Here is a 21122-nt window from a genome sequence, read left to right on the forward strand (position 1 = left end):
GCGGCAGCCGCCCGCGCCGCCGAGTAGGCGCGCTCGAACGCTGCGCGTCGTCCGACCGGGTACGTCCCGCTTGCGGACGCGATCAGTTTCCTACTTGTTTTGATAAACTCGGGTGGTGAGCGAGATCGAGCACGGGATCGGTGAGGGGCCCGCACAGCGGGTCAGTCTGTCGCTGCCCGAGGGGACCGCTGAGGCCGTGCGGCGCAGAGTGGGAAAGCGTGAGTTCTCGGCGTTCGTGACCGCGGCTGTCGAACGTGAGTTGCGTGGGCAGGTGCTCGACGACTACTTGTCCGACTACGAACAGCGCGTCGGCCCGATCCCGGATGATGCGCGGGACAAGGCCAAGGAGCTCTTCGATACCGCACTCGCCGAGAACGGCGAGTGGCAGAGCGCGAGCTGAGGGGAACGATGACTCGTCGGGGGGAGAAGCACCACCTGGGCACGCTGGTGCTCGATGGCGACGGCCTGTCGAGGCTGGTCGACGACGCGTTGCCGGTGGTCGCCGTACTGGCCGAGGCACGACAACGCGGCATGGAGGTGGTCGTCAGCGCGCTGACCGTCATCGAGGCCGTCCACGCCGAGACCAATCGCGCCCGACTTTCCTGGTTGCTCTCCGGGATTCGCATCGAGCCCGTCGACGAGCCCGCCGCCAAGGCGGCATCCGACCTCTTGATCGAGGCGAACCTGCACGGGCACGAGTACGCCATCGACGCGGTGGTGGCCGAACTGGCGGCCCGGCAGCGCCCACCGGTATTGCTGTTGACCATCGATACCGACGATATGAAGAAGCTCTGTGGTCAGTCGGTCCGACTGATCTCCACTTAGCCTTCCCGGCACGCTCGCAGTACCACCCGATCGGTGCGATCACCGTGGGATGCCGTCCGTAGACCGGCCTTCGGCCCGATTCGCGCGGCGTCGGCGTGTGGGGTGGACACTGTCGTGCACGACGGGCGGCGGGGAACCCTTGGGGCGGTGCGTAATCGCTTCGGCCCTCGGATCGTGCGTAGTCGGTGACGAACGCGGCCCGGACTAGCGGGCGGCGAGCTTCGCGTGGATGGCCGAGACGAAGGCGGTGGGGTCGGGGTGGGGGCCGGGGCCGAGGTTGAGGTGGCTGTGGTCGGCCCAGGAGCCGAGGGTGGTGGCGTCGGAGCGGTCCGAGGATTGGAGTGCGGCGCGTTCGAGGGTGAAGATCCGGACGTCCGGCGAGTCGTCGGGGAGGACGACGGCCACGAAATGCGCTTCCGCGGGGGCGGCCGGGGTCGGGAGTTGGACCAGCAGGAGGCGGAATCCTTCGCCGTCCAGGCGGCGGCCGGTGATGTCGTCGCAGGGGAGGCGGTCGTCGGGGGCCAGCTGCTCACCGACGGTGTCCCAGAGGTATTTCAGCTGTTCGGTGTAACCGAACGGCGGTTCGTCGGTGACCATGCGCGCGCCGAGCCGCTGGGCCAGGTCCGGCAGGACCCGATGGGCGAATTGATAGTGATGGGTTCTCGGCTCAGCCACAGTGGGTCCCTCCCGTGACGAGCGAGAATCCCCCGCCCGTGCCGGAGAAACTACCCCTTCGCTCCGACACCTGACCGGCGGGTCCGTACAGTGCCCGATCTGCGAGTTTTCACGCCCGGACGAACAACCGCAACGATTCCTCGACCACGGCATCGCGGGTCCGCCCGTCCGGATCGGCCTCGGGGCGCAGCCAGATCGAGGCGTGGTTCAGGATGCCGTGCAGGCAGTGCAGCGCGACGGACGGGTCGGGGCAATCGAATTCGCCGGACGCGATGCCCGCGTCGACGACCTCGCGAAAGATCCGGTCGTGCCGCCTGCGCATGGTCTTGATCGACTCGGTGTGCTCGGCCGGCCACGGCGCCGGGAACGAGAAGAGTTTCCCCACTTCGGGATACAGCACCGTGAGCACCCGCAGCTGCTCGTCGACGAGCGCGCGCAGCCGATCGGCCGCCGGTCGATCCGCCGCACCGTCGAGCGCGGCGCCGAGGTGGGTCAGGACATCGGAGGTCAGCTTCTCCAATGCCGCGGAGACGAGTGCGTCCTTGCTCGGAAAGTAGTGGTAGAGGGTCGCTTTCGCGATATCGGAGCGCTCGGCGACGTCCTCGAACCGCATCCCCTGATAACCGCTGCTCGACAGGATCTGCAACGCGGCATCGATCATCTCCGCCTTGCGGCGATCACGGCGTCTGGCCGCGCGCCCGGCGGGCGCGACGCTCTCGTCCGCCATCGAAGTCATCGGCCGATCATATCGGGGGCGCGGTCGGGCCCCGCCGTGGCAAGTCGTCGCTGTGAAGTCGACCACAAGGATGGTAAATCGACTATGAAGATGAAAACTCGACCCTTAGGTTGAGTTTTGTGACGGAGACGATCGCCCCCAGCTACTTCCAGCGAGTCGGCACGCACCGCTTCGTGCCCACCGTCCACGCGGGCGGCGCCTGGGACCTCGACGAACAGCACTTCAGCCCCCTCGGCGGGCTGATCGTCCACGAGATCCTGCGCACGCGATCGCGCGAGCAACGCCCCGCGCTGGCCCTGAGCCGGATCAGCTTCGACATCCTCGGCCGGATCGGCTTCGAGGAATTCGACATCGATGTCCGGACCGTCCGGCCCGGCCGCACCATCGAACTGGTGGAAGCCACGGTCACCATCGCCGGTCGCAGTGTCATCAGCGCCCGTGCCTGGTTGCTGAGCGATCAGGACACCGACAGCGTCGCCGGCGGCGAACCCGATCGCCTGCCCGCCCCGGACACCCTGTCCGCGTGGCCGCTCAGTTCGATCTGGCCCGGCGGTTACATCGCCACCCTCGACACCCGCCCGGTCGGGCACCCGCAACCCGGGCAGACCGCCGCCTGGATCCACTCGGCGGTGGACCTGGTCTCCGGCGAACCGAGCGAGCCCCTCGCGTCCTTCATCGCGCTGGTCGACACCGCGAACGGCATCGCGGCCCGGCAGGAACCGACCAAATGGATGTTCCCCAACGTCGACCTGACGATCCACCTGTACCGGCAGCCCGAGGGCGAGTGGACCGGCCTCGACACCGGCGTCACCTTCGGTCACACCGGACAGGGCCTGACCAGCACCGTGCTGCACGACGTGCGCGGACCGGTGGGTGTCGCCCAGCAGATCCTCACCGTCCGTCCGCAACCTCAGCCCTAGTTCGCGGCCCCCGGATCTCGGGGCTGGACGCGCGCGGCGCGACCGGCGATAGTCCATCCGTGCAATGGGGTGCGATGGTGGCGCGGGTCGCGGCCGGTGTGGCGTTGGTGCTGGGTATGGCGGCGCCGGTGTCGGCCGAGCCGGTGAATGTGGCGTTCCAGTGGACGCAGGATTACCTGACCGCCCCCGACGGCACCCGCCTGCACGCCGACATCCTGCGGCCGTCCGGCCTGGCCGACGACGTGCGCACCCCGGTGCTGCTGACAGCCAGCCCGTACCGGGCGCACCTGGCCTATCTCACCCAGCCCCGCCCCGAGGGCGGACCGTCGACCGACAATCTGCCGGTCGAGTGGGCGCTGAAGGCCGGCTACACCTACGTGATCGTGGATCTGCGCGGCTTCGGCGGTTCCAACGGCTGCCCGGATTTCGGCGGCCCGGGGGAGCAGTCCGACGTCGCCGCCGCCGTCGAATGGGCGGCGAGCAAGTCGTGGTCGACCGGCCGGGTCGGCGTGGTCGGCACGTCCTACGAGGGCTGGACCGGGATGCTCGCGCTGGCCGCGAAGCCGAAGGGCCTGGCCGCCGTCGCGGCGTTCGAGCCGGTCGTCGACCCGTATTCCTACCTGTACATGCAGGGCGTCTCGTGGAAGTTCGGCGGAAAACCGTTGACCGAGGACGGCCTTCGCCCCGCCGATCTCGCCGGCCCGGAGCACCTCGCCATCGCCCACACCCCCGGCCGCTGGGACGACTCACCCGAATACCAGGCCAACGCCGTCGCGCTGACCAAGCAATGCACCGACAGCTACCTCGCCCTCACCACCGACCACAACGCCGACAACCCGGGCTGGCGCGACCGCGACATCGTCGACGACCTGCGCGGCAACACCACGCCGCTGTTCCTCGGCCAGAGTTTCCTCGATACCAACACCCGTGCCGACCGCGTCCTCGACGCCTGGCAGGCGATGGGCCCTGGCGAGCACCGTGCCTGGTTCGGTCAGTGGGGTCACTCGGACTGCCGCAGCCGCTGCGGCACACCGCATTTCACTGAGGAACTGGCGGCCTTCCTGGACCGGCATGTTGCCGGCGCTGCTGTCGACGTGCCGGGCCCGCCGGTCACCGTCGGCCAGTTCGACGGCGGCTGGCGCGGGGAAAGCGTCTGGCCGCCGGTCGATGCCGAGCGCGTGACCGTCGACCTGCGCACCGGCACGTTCACCGATCGCGGCCTGCTCCCCGGCCCCGACCGCGAGATCTGGTCGATCTCGGCGCCGGTCACCGAAGCGCTGCACTTGGCAGGCCGGGCGACAGCGTCCGTTCAGCTGTCCGGACCGCCGGAAGCGACTGTCGCACTGGAGCTCTACGACATCGCCCCCGACGGTCGCGCCACGGTGATGACCCGCGGCATCGCCCCGGTCCGCCCGGAGGCCGCGATCCGCTTGCTCTGGCAGGACGCCCGCCTGGCCGTCGGCCACCGGCTCGGCATCCGGGTCACCGATGTGGTCGACGACGTCTGGTCACACACCCCGGCCAACGCCTCGGTCACGGTGACCGCGGCGCGCCTCGAGCTCCCGCTGCTCACCACCGCCCGGGAGTCGAATCTGCCCGGTGGTGTGCCGATCTGGCACGCCCGGTGGCGGACCGAGGAGACAATCCAGCTCGATCAGGGTCTGCTGAACGACCCTGCCCACAGCGTCGACCTGCGCAATCCTGTCCGCTGAGTTGCTGATTCGCCGAGCTTCGCGGTCGTTGGGGCGGCGCTGCGGCCTTCGGCTGTGGTAGGGCCAAGCAGCTCGGCGACCCAACGGCGAGAAGCTCAGCGGCACAATGGCCAAGCGACCAGCTGCATGGCCGTTGGGCTGTGGGACCTAGCGCTGCTGAGCCGTAGAGACGCCGGGTAGCCGAGCCGGTCGGCCGCTGAGTCGTTGTGTCGCAGATCAGCGCCGCAACAAGACGGCCGCGTCCCGGCAGAGTCGATCGACGATCGCGGCCGCGGGTTCGATGTGGGTGATCAGCCCGACGCCCTGTCCCGCGTCGACCGGCGCGATGGTCGCGTCGTCGGCGGCGATGGCCGTGCGCAGCAGGTCCGCGTCGGGCCGCGTCTCGTCGAGTTCGGGGCGTGACCACGGATCGGTGAAGTCGTTGCGCAGCACGCGGGCCGGGTAGATCGGCGGCCACGGCAGGTCGAGTGTCTCGTCGAAGGCCGTGGTCACCACGGTGTGTGTCGAATCGGCCGCGAGCATTGCCCGGCGCGCGTTCTCGGGCAGCAGAGACTCCTCCGCCGCCGCCAGGCATGTCCCCAACCAGGCTCCGGCCGCGCCCGCCGCCAGCACCGCGGCCAGCGTGCGCCCGGAACCGATGCCGCCCGCCGCCAGCACCGGCACGGTCGCGATATCCAGGACCGCGTCGAGCAGCGGTAGCAGTGCGAGCCGGTCGGCACCGTGACCGCCACCCTCGCATCCCCGCGCGACCAGCACGTCGATCCCGGCGTCCTGCGCGCGATGCGCCCCCGGTACGTCGTAGACCTGCGTGATCGCGAGAATTCCCGCGTCCCGCACCACCGGCACCCAGGAGAAGTCGGTACCGAAACTGATCGACAAGGCCCGCGGCCCGGCGGCGATCGCGGCGTCGAGCAGCCCGGCTTCCCGCTGCCGCACCCAGTCGACCAGCCCGATCCCGAACACCGCGTCCCCGGCGAGCGCGAGCTCGCGCTCCAGCGCGGCCACCGATCCGGCGCTGCCCATGCCGATCATGCCGAGCCCACCCGTCGCGGTCACCGCCGCCGCGAGCCGTCCGCCCGCCGCCCCGCCCATCGGCGCGTTCACCACGGGTACGCGCAGGCCGAGTGAACGCGACCATGGTGTAGCCAGGATGTCGAGCTCAGGGGTGGTGGTCATCGGCGCAACACCTCTCGTCGTGGCTGGGCTCACCCATCATGCCAAGAGCGCCGCCGCGCTCGGGCGTGGTGTGCGCGAACCGCCGGGCAGCGCAGCGCCCGGCGCGTATGTTCGACAGCAGTGCCGCGACGACCGACGGGGGTTCGGATGACGATCAGGGACCGGCTCGAGCAGGTGGTCACCACGCCGCCGACGATCTTCGGCGACCCGGTGCCGACCGCCGACGGCGCGACCGTGATCACCGTCGCCCGCGGCGGCGGTTTCGGCAGACCCGCGCGACCCGTCGGCGTGTTCGTCATCCACGACGGCCGCGCCCACTGGACGCCCGCGGTCGACACCAACCGGATCGCTCAGCTCGGCGAATGGATCGGTCTGCTCACGGGCGTGATCGCGGCGCTGGCCCTGCTGCGCCGGCCACCGTGGCCGGACCTGGGTCGCCGCTGAGCCCGTACAGGGCCAGCGTTTCGAAGCGCTGCCACGCGGTCGCGGGCGGCACCGGATCGCCCGGGTCGATCACGGCGCCGAGGACGCCGACCAGTCCCCAGGACAGGAACGCGACGGTATCGCCGGGCAGGTCGTCGGCCAGCTCACCGATCAGGTCGGCCACGCACCGCTGGTAGGCGTGCAGCACCGTCGTGGTCGCCTTCGGCCCGATCAGTGGCCGATAGACCTCCGGATGCTGCGCGGCGAGGGCGAACATCACGCGCAGCGGCGCGAGCGGTGAGCCGGGCACGGTGGTGCGGGTGATCTCGCGGCGCAGGTACTCGGTGCAGCTGACCAGCAGCAGGTCGTCCTTGTCGCGATAGTGCGCGTAGAAGGTGGAGCGTCCGACATCGGCGCGCTCGATGACGTCGCTGACCGTCACCCGGTCGTAGCCGCGCTCGATCATCAGCTCGATCAGCGCGCGGTGCAGGTTGTCCCTGGTCCGGCGGACCCGTCGATCGGTGTGCTCGGCCATCGTTCCTCCACGGGACGGTTTCCCCGGATGTGTCCGGAAACGGACAGATCCGGCGATTCTGGTCCTGGTCGCCGCCGTGGCCGCGTCCGACCATGGACCCATGTCAAGAAACCAGCTTCTCACCCCCATGTTCGTCGAGGACAGCGACACCGGCATCGTCATCGCGGGCCTGCGCCGGTACAACCTGTTCACCACGGTGTTCTTCCTCGGCAGGCAGCATCGCCTGCTCACCGAGTTCGTCGCGGCGGCCGGGATCGCACCCGGGCAGCGCACGCTCGATATCGGCTGTGGGCCGGGCAAACTCGTGCGCGCCGCAGGCGCGGTGGCCGGGCCTGCCGGCACCGCCGTCGGAGTCGACCCGTCCGCGATCGCCGTCGCCGACAACCGGCAGCGCGATCGCGCGGCGAACCACCGCTACGAACAGGCGCCCGCACAGGAACTTCCTTTCGACGACGGCGAATTCGACGTCGTCACCTGCACATTCGTCATGCACCACATTCCCGCGCACCATCGGGCGGCCGCGATCACCGAGATGTGGCGGGTCCTGCGTCCCGGCGGCCGTTTGCTGCTGGCCGACGCCTCGCTCACCCCGCGGGCACGCCGGGTGCTCGCCCCGTTCTTCGGCGGCGGCAACCCCTTCGCCGATGCCGACATCCGTCACTACACCGACCAGCTGGGCACCGCCGGTTTCACCGAGCTCGACTACACCCAGAGCAAGTATCAGACCGGCGTCCTCACCGCCCGGAAGCCGCGCTGATTGTCGGTGGCCTCGGCTAGGGTCGATCTCGTCACGATCCGAATCGAGCACGGGGGTGCGGTATGGAGTTCGATCAGCGGGAATCCGAGGCGCGGGCGTTCGCCCTCGAGTCCCACCGCGACCAGCGCTACGGCGAGCATCCCTACATCACCCACCTGGCGGCGGTACGGGCCGTGCTCGACGACTTCGGCTACGACGGCGCGGTCGGTACCGCCGCCTGGCTGCACGATGTCATCGAGGACACCCCGGTCACCGCCGAGGAGGTCGAATCCCGTTTCGGCCGCGAGGTTCTCGACCTGGTCTGGGCCGTCACCGGTATCGGCCCCGACCGCAAGGCCCGAAACCTCAACGCCTACACCAAGATCGCCGCCCACCCACCCGCGGTGATCCTGAAGCTCGCCGACCGCACCGCCAACGCCGAGGCCAGCCCGCCCGACAGCAGCTGGATGGGCATGTACCGCACCGAACACCCCACCTTCAAAGCCCACCTGGGCCAACTGCTCGCCGGCGACCCGACAGTCGCCCGCATGTGGGAACGGCTCGAACGCAGACTCGACCTGTCGGTAGCCGCCCCGACCGATCAGTGGGCGGAGATCGATCGACTGGTCGCGGCGGGGGAGCACGCCCAAGCCATCGCGGCGGTGCGGGCGGCGTTCGACTGCAACCCCGGTGAAGCGGAACTCATTCTCGCCGAACGTTCTTGAAGCTTCGGCCCTAGCTGGTGACCCTGATGCGCCGGTGGTGGCGGCGCGGGACACGCCATGTCGCCACCGACCGGTCCACCGTAATCGTGGCGGACGCGGGTGGCTGATCAGGCCGCGGGAATGGGGGTGATCGCGTGGTCGACGACAGGCAGACCCGTGGCCGCCGCCGATGGTGTTGTTGCCGTGCACGTTTCGACAAGGTCGCCGACGTGCCGCCGAGTCCGCCACCAGTCGCTCGATGTCGTCGTGGCCTGATCCGGGTGACTGATCAGTCGGCCGACGCCACGTCGTGGAGCTGTGCCGCGACCGCTGCGGCGAGTTCCTCGTCCAGCTGCTCGTGGCCGGTGGTGCCGCCACCGCCCGGCCCACCGTCATCGGCGACCACGCGACGGGCCGAGAGATGGATCGCGTCGACGCCGATGCGGTGCAGTGCGGGGATATCGGCCACTGTGACGCCGCCACCCGCCATCACCTGGAGTCGGCCTGCCGCCTGGTCGACCATGGCGGCGAGCCCGTCGAGACCATCGGCGCAACACGCCGCGCCGCCGGAGCTGAGGACTCTGGTCATGCCCCCTGCGATCAGGCTGTCGATCGCAGCCAACCGATCACCGATCTGATCGATGGCCCGATGAAAGGTGAGCTCGATGCCGTCGACCGAAACGCCGTCGAGGATGCGCTCCAGCGTCTCGACGTCGATCCGGTGCTCGGGCGTGAGCGCTCCGACGACGAGCCCGGCCACCCCGGCCGACACCGCCGCCTTCGCATCGGCATTCATCACGTCGATCTCGGCGGCCTCGGAATACACGAAACCGCCCGCCCGACACCGGATCAACGCGTGCACCGGGATACCGGTCGCCACCACCGCCTCGATTATCCCGATACTCGGCGTCAACCCACCCGTACTGCCCAGCGCCGCACACAATTCCACCCGATCCGCGCCGACCCGGCGGGCGCCGATCGCGCCCGCCACATCCTGCACCGCGAACTCGAGCGCGGTCATCTCAGAACGACTGCCAGGCGGGCTTGTTCGCCAGCGCGTACTTGTAGTAGTCGGCCAGCTTCAGCTTGCTCGCGGCGGCTTCGTCGATCACCACGGTGACGTGCCGGTGCCACTGCATGACCGAGGCCGGGCAGAAGGCGGACAGAGGTCCCTCCGCCGCGGCGGCGATGGCGTCGGCTTTGCCCGCGCCGAGCGCGATCATCACCAGATGTCCGGCCTCGCCGATGGTGCCGAGGCCCTGGGTGAGCACGTGATGCGGCACGTCTTCGGGCCCGTCGAAGAAGCGGGCGTTGTCTTTGCGGGTCTGCTCGGTGAGCGTCTTCACCCGGGTGCGGGAGGTGAGCGCCGAGCCCGGCTCGTTGAAACCGATGTGCCCGTCGGTGCCGATGCCGAGCAACTGGACGTCGACCCCGCCCGCCGCGGCGATGGCGGCGTCGTAGCGCCTGCCCTCGCCCGCGATGTCGCCTGCCTCGCCGTTCGGGCTCAGCACCCGCGCCGGATCGAGATTCACGTGGTCGACGAACTCGGAGCGGATCACCGAGAAGTACGACTGCGGATGCTCTTTCGGCAGCCCGACGTACTCGTCGAGCAGGAACGCGCTCGCCGTCGAGAAGTCGAGTTCGCCGTCGCGACAGCGCCGCGCGAGTTCCCGGTAGCTGCCCAGCGGCGACGACCCGGTGGCCAGACCGAGGATCGCGTTGCCGCGCTCCACATAGCCGCCGACGATATCGGCGACCGTGGTGGCCACCTCGTGCTCGTCCGCCCGGATCACGATTTCCATCAGGTTCCTTCCGTTCCGGCGACGAACACCCGCCGCGGCTGCAATGACTGGTCGGTGACGAGGAGGTCGGCGCGCATGCCGACAGCGAGAATGCCGCGGTCGTCGAGACCGAGGACCCGGGCGGGCGTGCGAGTGGCGGCCGTGACGGCGTTGGCCAGCGGAATCCCCGCGTCCCGCACCGTCCAGCGCAGCACATCGAGCAGTCGCGCGGTCCCGCCCGCGATCGCCCCCGGTGTCCCGTCCGCGGTGGCGAGGCGGGCGACACCGTCGCGGACACGCACATCGAGCGCGCCCAGCTGATAGTCGCCGTCGCCGAGCCCGGCCGCCGCCATCGCATCGGAGACCAGCGCGATCTGTTCGGGCCCCACGGTGTCGAACACCATCGCCACGGTCTCGGGTGCCAAATGCACACCGTCGGCGATCAATTCGAGCACCATGTCGCCTCGACCGGCGGCGGCCAGGCAGGCGGCGACCGGTCCGGGTGAGCGGTGGTGCAGGGGCGGCATGCCGTTGAACAGGTGCGTCGCGGTGATCGGACCACCGGCCGCAGCCACGATCCGGGCCGCCGTGGTGGCGGCGTCGGCATCGGTGTGCCCGAGGCTCGGCAGCACATCGTTGCGGCGCATGGCGGTAAGCAGTTCCTCGAAGTGCGCGGTCTCCGGCGCCAGCGTCATCGATCGGACGGTGCCGCGCGACGCCGCGTAGATCCGTTCGAACAGCTCGGGATCACCGGGAACGATCGCCGCGGGATCCTGCGCACCACAACGGCAAGCGTTGATGAACGGCCCCTCCAAGTGGACCCCGAGCAACTGCCCGTCCGCCACGAGATCGGCGAGTAGCCCCGCTTGCCGAATCAGCACGTCCGGCGGCGCCGACACCAAACTCCCGAGCAACCCGGTCGTGCCCTGACCACGATGATTCGCCGCCGCGACCCGCGCGCCCGCCGCATCAGCGTTGGGAAACCCGAACCCACCACCACCATGACAGTGCACGTCGATCAACCCCGGCAGCACCAGCTCGTCACTCGCCGAGGGAAGTCGCTCAACCGCAGGGTAGTCCGCTGCCGCACCCACCCAGGTAATCCGGCCGTCCGCGAATTCGACCACCCCATCGGCGATCTCACCGCCCGGCGTCCCAACTAGTCGCCCACGCACGAAGCCCCGAAGCGTCACTGAACCGACCCCTGTCGAACGTCGGATTCCCACGTCGGACCCATCCAGATGTCGGCGGCCCACGCCGACTCCTGCCAGACATCGGAGGCCCGCGCCTCGTGCCGGACGGCTGTCCGCGCCTCGACCTGCCGATTCGCTCGCGCCGCCGGGGTGTCGCGAGCGGTAGACCGTCCTCCGGCCTCGACCGGTCTGGTACCGACGGAATCAACTGTGCTGCAGGAGATAGGGGAGCGGTCGTGCCCTGCCTCGCGCACCCGCCGTCCCACATCGGCTCGAGCGTCGAACTGCCCCGGATCTTCGCCTGCGGCCTGGGACGCCATGGCGCGGCGATCTCCGCCACCCACGACGTCGCCGCGGAAACAACTCGGCGGTCCGACGGCTGGCGAAGGAACCGCTCGCCCCTTGCCGAAGCGTGCGAAGTCGCCGGCCGTGTACGGGGTGCGAGGTCGGCCCCGCCGGGCATCGCGGATCGAGCGAACCCGCCGAACGAACGATGCCCGCACCCACCCACCGTGTAGCGGCCCGGCCACTCGCCGGACCGCCCACACCGTCCTCCGACTCATGCCCGCCCGACGATCGCCGCGACCGCCTCACGCGCCACCTGCGGATTCCTGGCCGCACACGCGGCATCGGCAGCGTCGCGGCACGTCTCGATATCCACGGCCGACAACGCCGCCCGCACCCCGGGCAACGCGGGTACCGACATCGACAGACTCGTCACCCCGAGCCCGACCAGTACCGGCGCCAGCGTCGGATCCGACGCCGCCTCCCCACACACCCCGACCGGCTTGCCGGCCGCCGTCCCCGCCGCACCGACCATCGCGATCAGATCGAGCACCGCGGGTTGCCACGGATCGAGCAGATGCGCGAGCCCGCCCGCCATCCGGTCGACCGCGCACGTGTACTGGCTGAGGTCGTTGGTCCCGATACTGACGAAGTCCAGATGCGCCAGCAGATCGGCCGCCCGCAGCGCCGCCGCCGGGATCTCGATCATCGCCCCGACCGTGCGCAGGCCCGATTCCCTGGCGAGCGCGCCGAATCCGGCGGCCTCGTCGGCGGTGGCGACCATCGGCGCCATCACCCACAGATCCGCCCCGGTGGCCTCGCCCGCCCTGGCCAGCGCGGTGAGCTGGGTGGCCAGGGTATCCGGGAACACCGTCCCGATCCGAAGCCCGCGCACGCCGAGCGCGGGGTTCTCCTCGGTCCCCAGATCGAGGAACGGCAACGGCTTGTCCGAGCCCGCGTCGAGCGTGCGGACCACGACCTTGCGCCCGGCGAACGCTTCGAGAACCGTGGTGTAGGAGGCGATCTGCTCGTCCAGACTCGGCGCGGTCGCCTTGCCGAGATACATGAATTCGGTGCGGAACAGCCCGACGCCCTCGCTGTCGACCGGTCCCGCCTTCTCCGCATCGTCGACGGTCCCGATGTTCACCAGCACCTGCACCGGCGTCCCGTCGGCGGTATGCCCCGGCCCGCTGGCCGCGGCCAGCCGCGCCGCGTCCGCCGCCGCCTGCTCGATCGCGGCCTGCTGTCGCAGCGGACTCGGATCGATCACCACATCGCCGGTGCTGCCGTCGAGCAGCACCGGCGCGTCCTCGACCAGCCGGTCGGTGTCGGGACAGTTCACCACCGCGGGCAGCCCCAGCGACTTCGCCAGAATCGCGGTGTGACTGGTTGGCCCGCCCTCGGTGGTCAGCAGCCCGACCACATCGCTGTCGCCGAGCATCGCGGTATCGGCGGGCGCGAGATCACGGGCGACCAGGATGAACGGGTACCCCGGCTCCGGAATGCCCGGCATCGGCTCGCCGAGCAGCACCGCGACGGTGCGCCCGCCGATATCGCGCAGGTCGGTCGCGCGCTCGGCCATATACCCGCCGAGCGCCTCGAGCTTGTCGCAGAACCCCTCGAACGCCAGGTGCACCGCGTGCGCCGTCGGCATCCCGTCGGCCAGCTGCTTCTCGGTGGCGGCGACGATGCCCGGATCACGGGCCATCGTCGCCGACATCGACAAGATCTCCGCCGCAACGCCACTCACGCGGGCGGCCCTGGCCTGCATCTCGTCGGCCACGCCACCGAGCGCCGCCTCGACCCGGACCATCTCGTCCTCGACCGAGCCGCCGACCGGATCCTGCGCCGAGGTCGCCAGCTGCGAACCGAACCGCAGCCACGGCGCGCACACCACGCCGGGGCTCACGCCGAGGCCGCGGATCACCTGTTCGCCCATCAGGCGGCGTCCAGGTCCGAGGCCACCAGCGCGGCCAGGCTGTCCAGCACCGCGTCGTCGTCGGCGTGCAGGGTCACCTCGGCGCCGTGGCCGGCGCCCAGTGTCATGACCGCGAGCACGCTGGCCGCGTCGACCGGTTCGTCACCTCCCAACGAGATCCGCACCGGCACCCCGGTGGCCTGCACGGCCTGGGTGAATTTCGCTGCGGGCCGGGCATGCAGCCCCACCTGGGATCCGACGACGACTGTGCGGGTGGTCATGTCCTCACTCACCTTCCAATTTCTTGTCCAGCTTCGATTCGACTTCGGCGACCAGAGGCGCGTCGGTCCGAGTATCGCCGGTCGCCTCCAGCGCCGCCTCGGCTTCGACCGCCGCGACATCGGGCGCGCCCACCTCGACATCGGTCTCGGCCTCGCGACCGGGCGTGCGCAGGTTCCACTTCTTGATCACGAAGCTGAAGAGCACGTAGTAGATCACCGCGTAGCCCAGGCCGATCGGGATCAGCAGCCACGCGTCGGTGGCCTTACCGAAATTCAGCAGATAGTCGATCGCGCCCGCCGAGAACGTGAATCCGTCGTGGATGCCCAGCGCGTTCACCAGCGCCATCGACGTGCCCGTCAGGATCGCGTGCACCACGTACAGCGGCCACGCCACGAACATGAACGAAAACTCCAGCGGCTCGGTGATGCCGGTGACGAACGCGGTCAGACCGGTCGAGAGCATGATGCCGCCGACCAGCTTCTTCTGCGACGGGCGCGCGTTGTGCCAGATCGCCAGCGCGGCGGCGGGCAGCGCGAACATCATGATCGGGAAGAAGCCGGTCATGAAGGTGCCCGCGGTCGGGTCGCCGGCGAAGAACCGGTTGAGGTCGCCGCGCACGAGCTGGCCGGAGGCGTCGGTGTAATCGCCGACGAGGAACCACACGGTCGAGTTCAGGATGTGGTGCAGGCCGGTCGGGATGAGCAGGCGGTTGGCCGCGCCGTAGATGCCGCCACCGACGACGGTGTTGTCGGCGACCGTCTCACCCACCCAGGTGAGCGCGGAGTTGAACGCCGGGTAGATGAACGACATGCCCACACCGACGACCAGACCGGTCACCGCGGTCAGGATCGGCACCAGCCGCCTGCCGTTGAAGAAGCCCAGGAAGTCCGGCAGTTTCGTGCGATAGAACCGCTGCCACAGGATCGCCGAGAGCAGACCCATCACGATGCCGCCGAGGACGCCGTAGTTGATCAGCGCCTGCGCGCCCTTCGGATCGGTCTTGCCCGCCAGCACGATCGGGGACATCGCCTCGAACACGCCGTTGATCACCATGTAGCCGACCACCGCGGCCAGCGCCGTCGAGCCGTCGGCCTTCTTGGCCCAGCCGATCGCGATGCCGACGGCGAAGATCAGCGGCAGCCAGGTGAACACGGCTTGACCGGCCGCCGAGATGACCGCCGCGGTGCTCTCCAGTGCGGAGAACCGGCCCAGGAGATCGTCCTGACCGAGGCGCAGCAGGATGCCCGCCGCGGGGAGCACCGCGATCGGCAGCATGAGGCTGCGACCCAGGCGCTGCAAACCCGCGAACACCTTCGATTCTTGCTGGGGGCTGTCGGTAACGGCAGTCATGTCGACCTTCTTCGTGCCGGGCATCCGGCGGTCTCGGCGAGCCGAACGGACGTGGGAGTCGGTCCGGGTTAACTGTTGTGAACCGGTGACCCTGACGGGTACTGTCCGGTCATAACCAGTTGTAAGTTTGACCAGGTGGCTGCCGGATGTCAACCGCGAAATATGACGTGGCGCACATTCGAGGCTCCCATACTGGAACCGGCAACCACCGCGGAAAGGGAGAACACATGTCCAAAGCGGAAGCGATCGTCAAGGGCCTGGGTGGCGCGGACAACATCGTCGAGATCGAGGCCTGCATCACCCGGTTGCGCACCGAGGTGAAGGACGGCAGCAAGGTCGACGAAGCCGCCCTCAAGGCCGCCGGCGCGCACGGCGTCCTCAAGGCGGGCTCGGTCGTGCAGGTCGTCGTCGGCCCCGAAGCCGACACCCTCGCCGAGGACATCGAGGACATCCTGTGAGCGTGCCCGTCCTCGCTCCGCTCGCGGGCAAGGTCGTCGCCCTGGCCGACGTTCCCGACCCGGTCTTCGCCGGTCAGATCGTCGGCTCGGGCGTAGCCATCGACCCCGACCGCACCCGCGGCACCCTCACGGTCACCGCCCCCATCGCTGGCAAGATCCTCAAACTGCACCCGCACGCCTTCGTCATCCTGGGCAGCGGCGTCGGCGTTCTGGTCCACCTGGGCATCGACACGGTGAAGCTGAAGGGCGAAGGCTTCGGCCTGCTGGCCGCCGAAGGCGACGAGGTCGAGGCAGGCGCCCCGATCGTCACCTTCGACCCCACCGAGATCGCCGCCACCGGCAATTCCCCGATCTGCCCGATCGTCGTGATGGACTCCCCGAAGGACTCGGTCGTCAGCGACGCCATCGGCACCGACGTGGATCCTGGTGTCCTGCTGTTCGATTCGCCATAGCAGACCCAGCTGACGCGCGGCGCGTGCGCGGGCAGGCTACCGGCCTGCGGCACGACGCCGCCCCGCGCGTCAGCTGGTCTCGCAGCCGATCCCATCGTTGTCGGTGTCGAGCCCGTACTCGTCCGGCCCGATCACCCGAACCCGTCCCGTGTACGCGGGACCGTTCCCGTCGCCGCCCTCGCAGTCGACGTCGGCGGCGAACGGCACGCACGGGTCATACGACGGATGACAGTCCCCGCCAGGTGGCGGTGGTGGCGGCGGACAGAACTGGCTGGACCCGCTGTTGCACAAAAAGTCGGTGACCGGATCGGCACCGGCTTCCACGGGCAGGGCGAGGACGATGGCGATCGCGGCGCCAGCGGTCGATCCGAGGACGGCGGCTGTTCTCATGACTACTCCGATCATTCGACACACGCACCGGCCAGTCTCCCGCAAACTCCGCGCAACCAGCCGGTCGGAGACCGAATCGTTGACTCCGGAGTGAACCACGGGCCGCGCCGCCACGTACTTCGCTACAGCGGGCCGATCGGTCCGTGACACAGCCAGGGAGGATCGACGTGACCGCAACGGAGCAGACCAGTGAGCAGTTCGCCGACCGGCTGTTCGGCGCGGCACTCGGCGCCGTCGACATCCTCGCGGTGCACCTCGGCGACCGGCTCGGCTGGTATCGGGCACTGGCCGAGCACGGCCCCGCCGACGCCGTCGAACTGACCGCGCGCGCCGGCGGCGACCTGCGCTACGCCAGGGAATGGCTCGAGCAGCAGGCCGCGACCGGTGTGCTGACCGTCGACGGCGACGGCCGCTTCGCCCTCCCCGCCGGTCCCGCCGAAGTCCTCACCGATCCCAGCAGCCTGAACTACCTCGCGCCGCTGGCCAGAATGCTGGCCGGTGCCGCGGTCCAGCTGCCCGGCCTGATCCGCGCCTACCGCGAGGGCGGGGGCGTCGGCTGGTCCGAATACGGCGTGGACATGCGCGAATCGCAGTCCGACATGAACCGCCCCTGGTTCGAGCACCGTCTCGCCATCGACCTGGCCGGCGTGCCCGATGTGCACGCGAAGCTCGCCGCCCAGGACGCCCGCGTCGCCGATGTGGGCTCCGGCGGCGGCTGGTCGTCCATCGCGCTGGCCCGCGCCTACCCGGAACTGCGGGTCGACGGCTACGACATCGACGAACCCTCGGTCGCGATGGCCCGCGACAATGCCGCCGACCTCGGCGACCGCGTCCGCTTCCACCACGGCGACGCCGCCACCGACCTGCCCGCAGCCACCTTCGACGCGGTGTTCGCCTTCGAATGCCTGCACGACATGCCCCACCCCGTCGAGATCCTCACCGCCATGCGCAAGGCGCTGCGCCCCGGCGGCGTCGTGATCGTCATGGACGAAGCCGTCGACGCTGAATTCACCGCACCGGCAGGCGATGTCGACCGCCTGATGTACGGCTTCAGCCTGCTGGTCTGCCTGCCCGACGGCATGGCCCACCCCGGCTCAGCGGGTACCGGCACCGTCATGCGCACCGCGAAGCTGGCGGAGTACGCCGAGCAGGCAGGCTTCGCCGCCGTCGACGTCCTCCCCATCGAGGACTTCGGCTTCTGGCGCTTCTACCGGCTGACCGTCTGACGCACCGGCTCGTCCTGCACCGTCCACTGCGCGGCCAGCGCGTCGAAATACCGCTGGCTGCTCCACAATCGGTAGTTGCCGATCACGTACACCCGCCGCCGCGCCCGCGACACCGCCGCATTGAGCACATTCGGATTCATCGCCGCCCACCGTCGCGACCCACCCGCGGCGGGCGACGTCCCGAGAATCAGCACGACCACCTCGGCCGAATTCCCGTGCATCGCATGGACAGTCCCCACGTGATGCACGGCGAACTCCGTCCCGAGCACTTCACGTGCGACCTCCCGCGCCCCGCGCGCGACATCCCGGAACGGGCTGACCACCCGGATATCGCCGGGCGACACACCGTCCTCGGTCAGCTGGGCGAGCAGCTCGGCCAGCGCCTCACCCTCGCCGGGAATCCAATTCCCTTCCGCCCGAGCCGAACGCACATCGATCCACCGATCCTGCCCGGGGAACTCCGGCCGTTCCGGCGTACCGAAGATCAGCAGGTCATCGTCGTAGGCGATCCGATGCGTCAGCTCGAAAATCGCCAGATCGCTGCGCCGATGCACCCGCAACGGGGCACCGACCCACACCGGTTCGGCGGCATCGGCGGGCGTCAGCCACGTCCCGTACCGCACCCCGCGATCGGCCGCCCGCCGCGCCGACGCCAGATCCGGCATCCACTCCGCGTCGAGCCCGAACTGCCGCACCAGCGCCTCCTGCGCCGAGGTCGGCAGCGTCTCCATCGGCCCCAGCTGACGATGATCACCCACGATCACCGCCCGCCGCGCCCGCCACAGCCCACCGGCCACCGACTGCGGCGCGGCCTGCCCGGCATCGTCGACGAACAACCAGCCCAGCGCCTCCCGCCCGAGCCCCTCGAACAACCGCGGCGCGGCCGTGAATGTCGTGACCACCAGCGGCACCGCCAGGAACAGCGTCTGCCACGCGGCGGCAACGGTTTCCGGCTTCGGCTCCTCGGCCAGCTCACCCCGGATCAGCGCGATCGCGACGATCAGGTTGTCGCGCACCCGCGGCGCCGCGTCGAGCAGGAACGCCCGATGCAGCCGCAACGCCGACAGGAACAGCTCACGCCGCGCCGTCGCGTACTGCTCGTCGGCCCACGGATTGCACAGCTGGAACCGCTCGTCGTCCCCGGCCGCGTCACCGAACGGGATGGTGTCGGCCCAGTTCTCGCGCGCCCGCTCGATGATCTCCAGCGCCGCCTCACGCCGCGCGGTCAACTCCCGATGCGCCCGGATGAGCGCGCGACCGTGCTCGGCCGCCTCCGCCCACTGGCCCCGCGTGTACTCGACCTCGGTCTGCCGCCGCCGCATCTCCGACTCGGCGATATGCCGTTCCCGCAGCAATTCGTTGCTCCGGGCACTCCAGCGCCGACCCGCGCTGAACCCGGTCGACGCCGACGCCGCGAACCCCGGCTTCTGCCCACCGTGCTCACCGAGCAACTTGCCGACCCGATGCTGAGTGGCCTGCGCCGCCCGCAGATGCTCGGTTGCCAGCTGATGCCGCTCCCGCCAATGCGCGTGCGCGGTATCGGCATTGGCGATCTCCGCCGAAATCGACCGCAGCCGCTCGTGCATGTCGGGCAGCTCGGCCACCGCGTCGGCGACGTCCTGCCGCTCTTGGGCGAGCCTGCGCACTTCGGCGCGCCGCCCGGCGAAGTCCAGCACCGCCGTCGACCAGTCCGGGATCGAATCCGGGTCGGCCTCGGCCTGTTTGAGAATGTCGAGCATGCCGCCCGCGGTCGAGCCGGAGAAGTGCTCGGTGGCGAACCGGTCGCCGAACCAGAACCGTTCACCGAAGGTCCGCCGCTGATCGCCGAGCGCCGCGGCGACCAAACCCCATGCGGGCTCGTCGCCGACGAGATCGGCCAGCTCGGTGAAATGGTCGAACTCGCGATCGATGGCGTCACGGCGCTGGATCTCGGTGACGACATCGGCGGCGGCTTCCTCGCTGCCCGTCGTCAGCACCACCTCGAACCCGGTGACACTCGGCGCCAGCCGATGCGCGCCCACCGTGTAGTTCTTCGCGACCTGCACCTGCTCGGTGACCCCGGTGAACACGTCGAGCGGATTGTCGAGCGAGGCCAGTTGCGCGGCCCGCTCCACCACGATCCCCGCCAGCAGATCGCGCAGCATCGTCGTCGTGCCGGTCCCCGGCGCTCCGTGTACCGCGAAAATCCCCGCGTCGTCCCGCAATCCGGCCAGTGCCTGATCGACCGCGAACTGCTGTCCCGACACCAGCGGGTCGCCCGGCCAGCGTCCGTCCGGAACCAGATGGGGGAGTAGCCCTTCGACCACCACGTCCTGGCGCTCCCTGACATCTATGCGGTCATCGACAGGCAGCGTCTCGGCGGCCGCGAGATAGTCCTGGAGCGCGGAACCGACATCGCCGCGCTCGATGGCCGCCGCCAGCGCGGCGAGGTCAGCGCGCAAACCACTGTTCAGCCGATCCTCGCCCGTGACAGCGTCCCGCGATGCGACCTGCACACACGCGACGCGCACGCCACCCGCACGCAATTCCGACCGAATCCCCAGCGCCCCACACAGTTCACCGGTGAAAGCCTGCAGATCCCGCCCGGTGAGCCGCGGCGCCTCGGCCGGTTCCTCCGGGTCACGGGGTAATAGTCGCTCGGCGAAGGCCAGCGCCGACATTCCGGCGAGCCCGGGGGAGATGACCCCGTCCGCGCCCGCCGCGATCAGCGATGCCCCGACACCACGGCCTACCACGTCCAGCGCCCGCCACCGGGGCGAGTACCGCACCTCTTCTGGATCGGTGGCCGCGGCTTCGCGCGTCAACGTATCGAAGGCCGCCGTGAACGCGGCCGAATCGTGGTCGAACCCCTCGGCCCAGCCACTGTCCGCCGGACCGGGCGACCGCAACCGATTCACCGCCCAGGCCAACCCCGACAGGCTCGCCGAACCACCGACGACCACCCCGTCGTCGGTCAGCGTCACCGCGAAAGCCGCAGTGGTACCGGCACGCCGGGCATCGGCTTCGAGCCGGTCCTCCCCGAACGCCCGAACCAGCGCCTCCCGTGCCCGCCCGATTCCGAACAGCCCGCCGTACACGACGAACTGCCACACGCGCCCCGCCCGCAGCGGCGGAAGTGCGGCCAGGTCTTCCCACGGCGCGAGATCGTCGGCCGCCGGCTCGACCACGAGTCCGTCGTCGGGCAGCGCCCCGACGTCCGGAACACGCTGCGGACCGAACAACTCCACGGTCTGCCAGAAACGTACGAGCCGCGCGGCGTGCTCGGATCCGCCCACGATGCACCCCATTCCGTCGGCCATCATGACAACCCCGATCACGGTACGCGATCGCGATTCCCCGAGCACG

22 protein-coding genes are annotated in these 21122 nt (G+C 70.0%); 10 read left to right on the forward strand and 12 right to left on the reverse strand.

All coding sequences use genetic code 11. The features are described from left to right. Positions 1-115: 115 nt before the first annotated feature. Together NV348_RS27135 and NV348_RS27140 are read left to right on the forward strand one after the other, a co-directional pair. Positions 116-400 (forward strand): hypothetical protein, encoded by a 285-nt coding sequence (locus tag NV348_RS27135; protein ID WP_447149381.1) that lies wholly within the window; start codon positions 116-118, stop codon positions 398-400. An 8-nt stretch (positions 401-408) separates the two neighbouring features. Next, positions 409-825: a DNA-binding protein gene (locus NV348_RS27140; RefSeq protein ID WP_447149382.1), complete on the forward strand. Its 417-nt coding sequence runs from the start codon at positions 409-411 to the stop codon at positions 823-825. A gap of 204 nt (positions 826-1029) precedes the next feature. On the opposite strand, the gene NV348_RS27145 is transcribed toward NV348_RS27140, so the two are convergent. After that, positions 1030-1500, reverse strand: a complete 471-nt coding sequence (locus NV348_RS27145; RefSeq protein WP_447149383.1) for a hypothetical protein — start codon at positions 1498-1500, stop codon at positions 1030-1032. 109 nt (positions 1501-1609) lie between these two features. After that, a complete protein-coding gene (locus NV348_RS27150) occupies positions 1610-2236 on the reverse strand; it encodes a TetR/AcrR family transcriptional regulator (protein ID WP_447149384.1) in 627 nt (208 codons plus the stop codon). 119 nt (positions 2237-2355) lie between these two features. Here NV348_RS27150 and NV348_RS27155 point away from each other — a divergent pair, with 119 nt between their 5' ends. Beyond that, positions 2356-3156: a thioesterase family protein gene (locus NV348_RS27155; protein ID WP_447149385.1), complete on the forward strand. Its 801-nt coding sequence runs from the start codon at positions 2356-2358 to the stop codon at positions 3154-3156. A gap of 59 nt (positions 3157-3215) precedes the next feature. Further along, positions 3216-4868, forward strand: a complete 1653-nt coding sequence (locus NV348_RS27160; RefSeq protein WP_447149386.1) for a CocE/NonD family hydrolase — start codon at positions 3216-3218, stop codon at positions 4866-4868. 216 nt (positions 4869-5084) lie between these two features. On the opposite strand, the gene NV348_RS27165 is transcribed toward NV348_RS27160, so the two are convergent. Further along, positions 5085-6020, reverse strand: coding sequence for an NAD(P)H-dependent flavin oxidoreductase (locus tag NV348_RS27165; protein WP_447151149.1), 936 nt, complete (start codon positions 6018-6020; stop codon positions 5085-5087). Positions 6021-6191: 171 nt separating this feature from the next. Here NV348_RS27165 and NV348_RS27170 point away from each other — a divergent pair, with 171 nt between their 5' ends. Further along, positions 6192-6488, forward strand: a complete 297-nt coding sequence (locus NV348_RS27170) for a hypothetical protein (protein ID WP_447149387.1) — start codon at positions 6192-6194, stop codon at positions 6486-6488. Here the strand turns inward: NV348_RS27170 and NV348_RS27175 are convergent. After that, positions 6421-7002: a TetR/AcrR family transcriptional regulator gene (locus NV348_RS27175; protein ID WP_447149388.1), complete on the reverse strand. Its 582-nt coding sequence runs from the start codon at positions 7000-7002 to the stop codon at positions 6421-6423. The two genes, NV348_RS27170 and NV348_RS27175, sit on opposite strands and share 68 nt — an antisense overlap. Positions 7003-7102: 100 nt before the next feature. Between NV348_RS27175 and NV348_RS27180 the strand changes: the two genes are divergently transcribed. Together NV348_RS27180 and NV348_RS27185 are read left to right on the forward strand one after the other, a co-directional pair. Then, on the forward strand, positions 7103-7759 hold the full coding sequence (locus NV348_RS27180) for a class I SAM-dependent methyltransferase (protein WP_447149389.1): 657 nt from the start codon (positions 7103-7105) through the stop codon (positions 7757-7759). 62 nt (positions 7760-7821) lie between these two features. Next, on the forward strand, positions 7822-8463 hold the full coding sequence (locus NV348_RS27185; protein WP_447149390.1) for an HD domain-containing protein: 642 nt from the start codon (positions 7822-7824) through the stop codon (positions 8461-8463). A 268-nt stretch (positions 8464-8731) separates the two neighbouring features. Here NV348_RS27185 and NV348_RS27190 read toward each other — a convergent pair whose 3' ends face one another. The 6 genes from NV348_RS27190 to NV348_RS27215 all read right to left on the reverse strand — a co-directional run bounded on the left by NV348_RS27190 (position 8732) and on the right by NV348_RS27215 (position 15251). Continuing rightward, a complete protein-coding gene (locus tag NV348_RS27190; RefSeq protein ID WP_447149391.1) occupies positions 8732-9463 on the reverse strand; it encodes a copper homeostasis protein CutC in 732 nt (243 codons plus the stop codon). 1 nt (position 9464) lies between these two features. Continuing rightward, a complete protein-coding gene (gene nagB / locus NV348_RS27195) occupies positions 9465-10244 on the reverse strand; it encodes a glucosamine-6-phosphate deaminase (protein WP_447149392.1) in 780 nt (259 codons plus the stop codon). Next, complete coding sequence (locus NV348_RS27200) at positions 10244-11398, reverse strand: N-acetylglucosamine-6-phosphate deacetylase (RefSeq protein WP_447149393.1); 1155 nt, start codon at positions 11396-11398, stop codon at positions 10244-10246. The genes nagB and NV348_RS27200 overlap by 1 nt, the downstream gene beginning before the upstream one ends. 577 nt (positions 11399-11975) lie before the next feature. Continuing rightward, a complete protein-coding gene (ptsP, locus tag NV348_RS27205) occupies positions 11976-13640 on the reverse strand; it encodes a phosphoenolpyruvate--protein phosphotransferase (protein WP_447149394.1) in 1665 nt (554 codons plus the stop codon). Next, positions 13640-13900, reverse strand: a complete 261-nt coding sequence (locus NV348_RS27210) for an HPr family phosphocarrier protein (RefSeq protein WP_447149395.1) — start codon at positions 13898-13900, stop codon at positions 13640-13642. Before NV348_RS27210 ends, ptsP begins: the two co-directional genes overlap by 1 nt. Before the next feature lie 4 nt (positions 13901-13904). Continuing rightward, positions 13905-15251, reverse strand: a complete 1347-nt coding sequence (locus NV348_RS27215; RefSeq protein WP_447151150.1) for a PTS transporter subunit EIIC — start codon at positions 15249-15251, stop codon at positions 13905-13907. 227 nt (positions 15252-15478) lie between these two features. Here NV348_RS27215 and NV348_RS27220 point away from each other — a divergent pair, with 227 nt between their 5' ends. Beyond that, positions 15479-15709, forward strand: a complete 231-nt coding sequence (locus NV348_RS27220) for a PTS sugar transporter subunit IIB (RefSeq protein WP_218721810.1) — start codon at positions 15479-15481, stop codon at positions 15707-15709. Beyond that, positions 15706-16161, forward strand: a complete 456-nt coding sequence (locus tag NV348_RS27225; RefSeq protein WP_447149396.1) for a PTS sugar transporter subunit IIA — start codon at positions 15706-15708, stop codon at positions 16159-16161. Before NV348_RS27220 ends, NV348_RS27225 begins: the two co-directional genes overlap by 4 nt. Before the next feature lie 69 nt (positions 16162-16230). On the opposite strand, the gene NV348_RS27230 is transcribed toward NV348_RS27225, so the two are convergent. Next, positions 16231-16551, reverse strand: a complete 321-nt coding sequence (locus NV348_RS27230) for a hypothetical protein (protein WP_447149397.1) — start codon at positions 16549-16551, stop codon at positions 16231-16233. Between the two features lie 167 nt (positions 16552-16718). Here NV348_RS27230 and NV348_RS27235 point away from each other — a divergent pair, with 167 nt between their 5' ends. Then, on the forward strand, positions 16719-17777 hold the full coding sequence (locus tag NV348_RS27235) for a class I SAM-dependent methyltransferase (protein WP_447149398.1): 1059 nt from the start codon (positions 16719-16721) through the stop codon (positions 17775-17777). Here the strand turns inward: NV348_RS27235 and NV348_RS27240 are convergent. Further along, positions 17759-21076: a DEAD/DEAH box helicase gene (locus NV348_RS27240; protein ID WP_447149399.1), complete on the reverse strand. Its 3318-nt coding sequence runs from the start codon at positions 21074-21076 to the stop codon at positions 17759-17761. The two genes, NV348_RS27235 and NV348_RS27240, sit on opposite strands and share 19 nt — an antisense overlap. Positions 21077-21122 lie beyond the last annotated feature (46 nt).

The organism is Nocardia fodinahabitans, assembly GCF_052983615.1.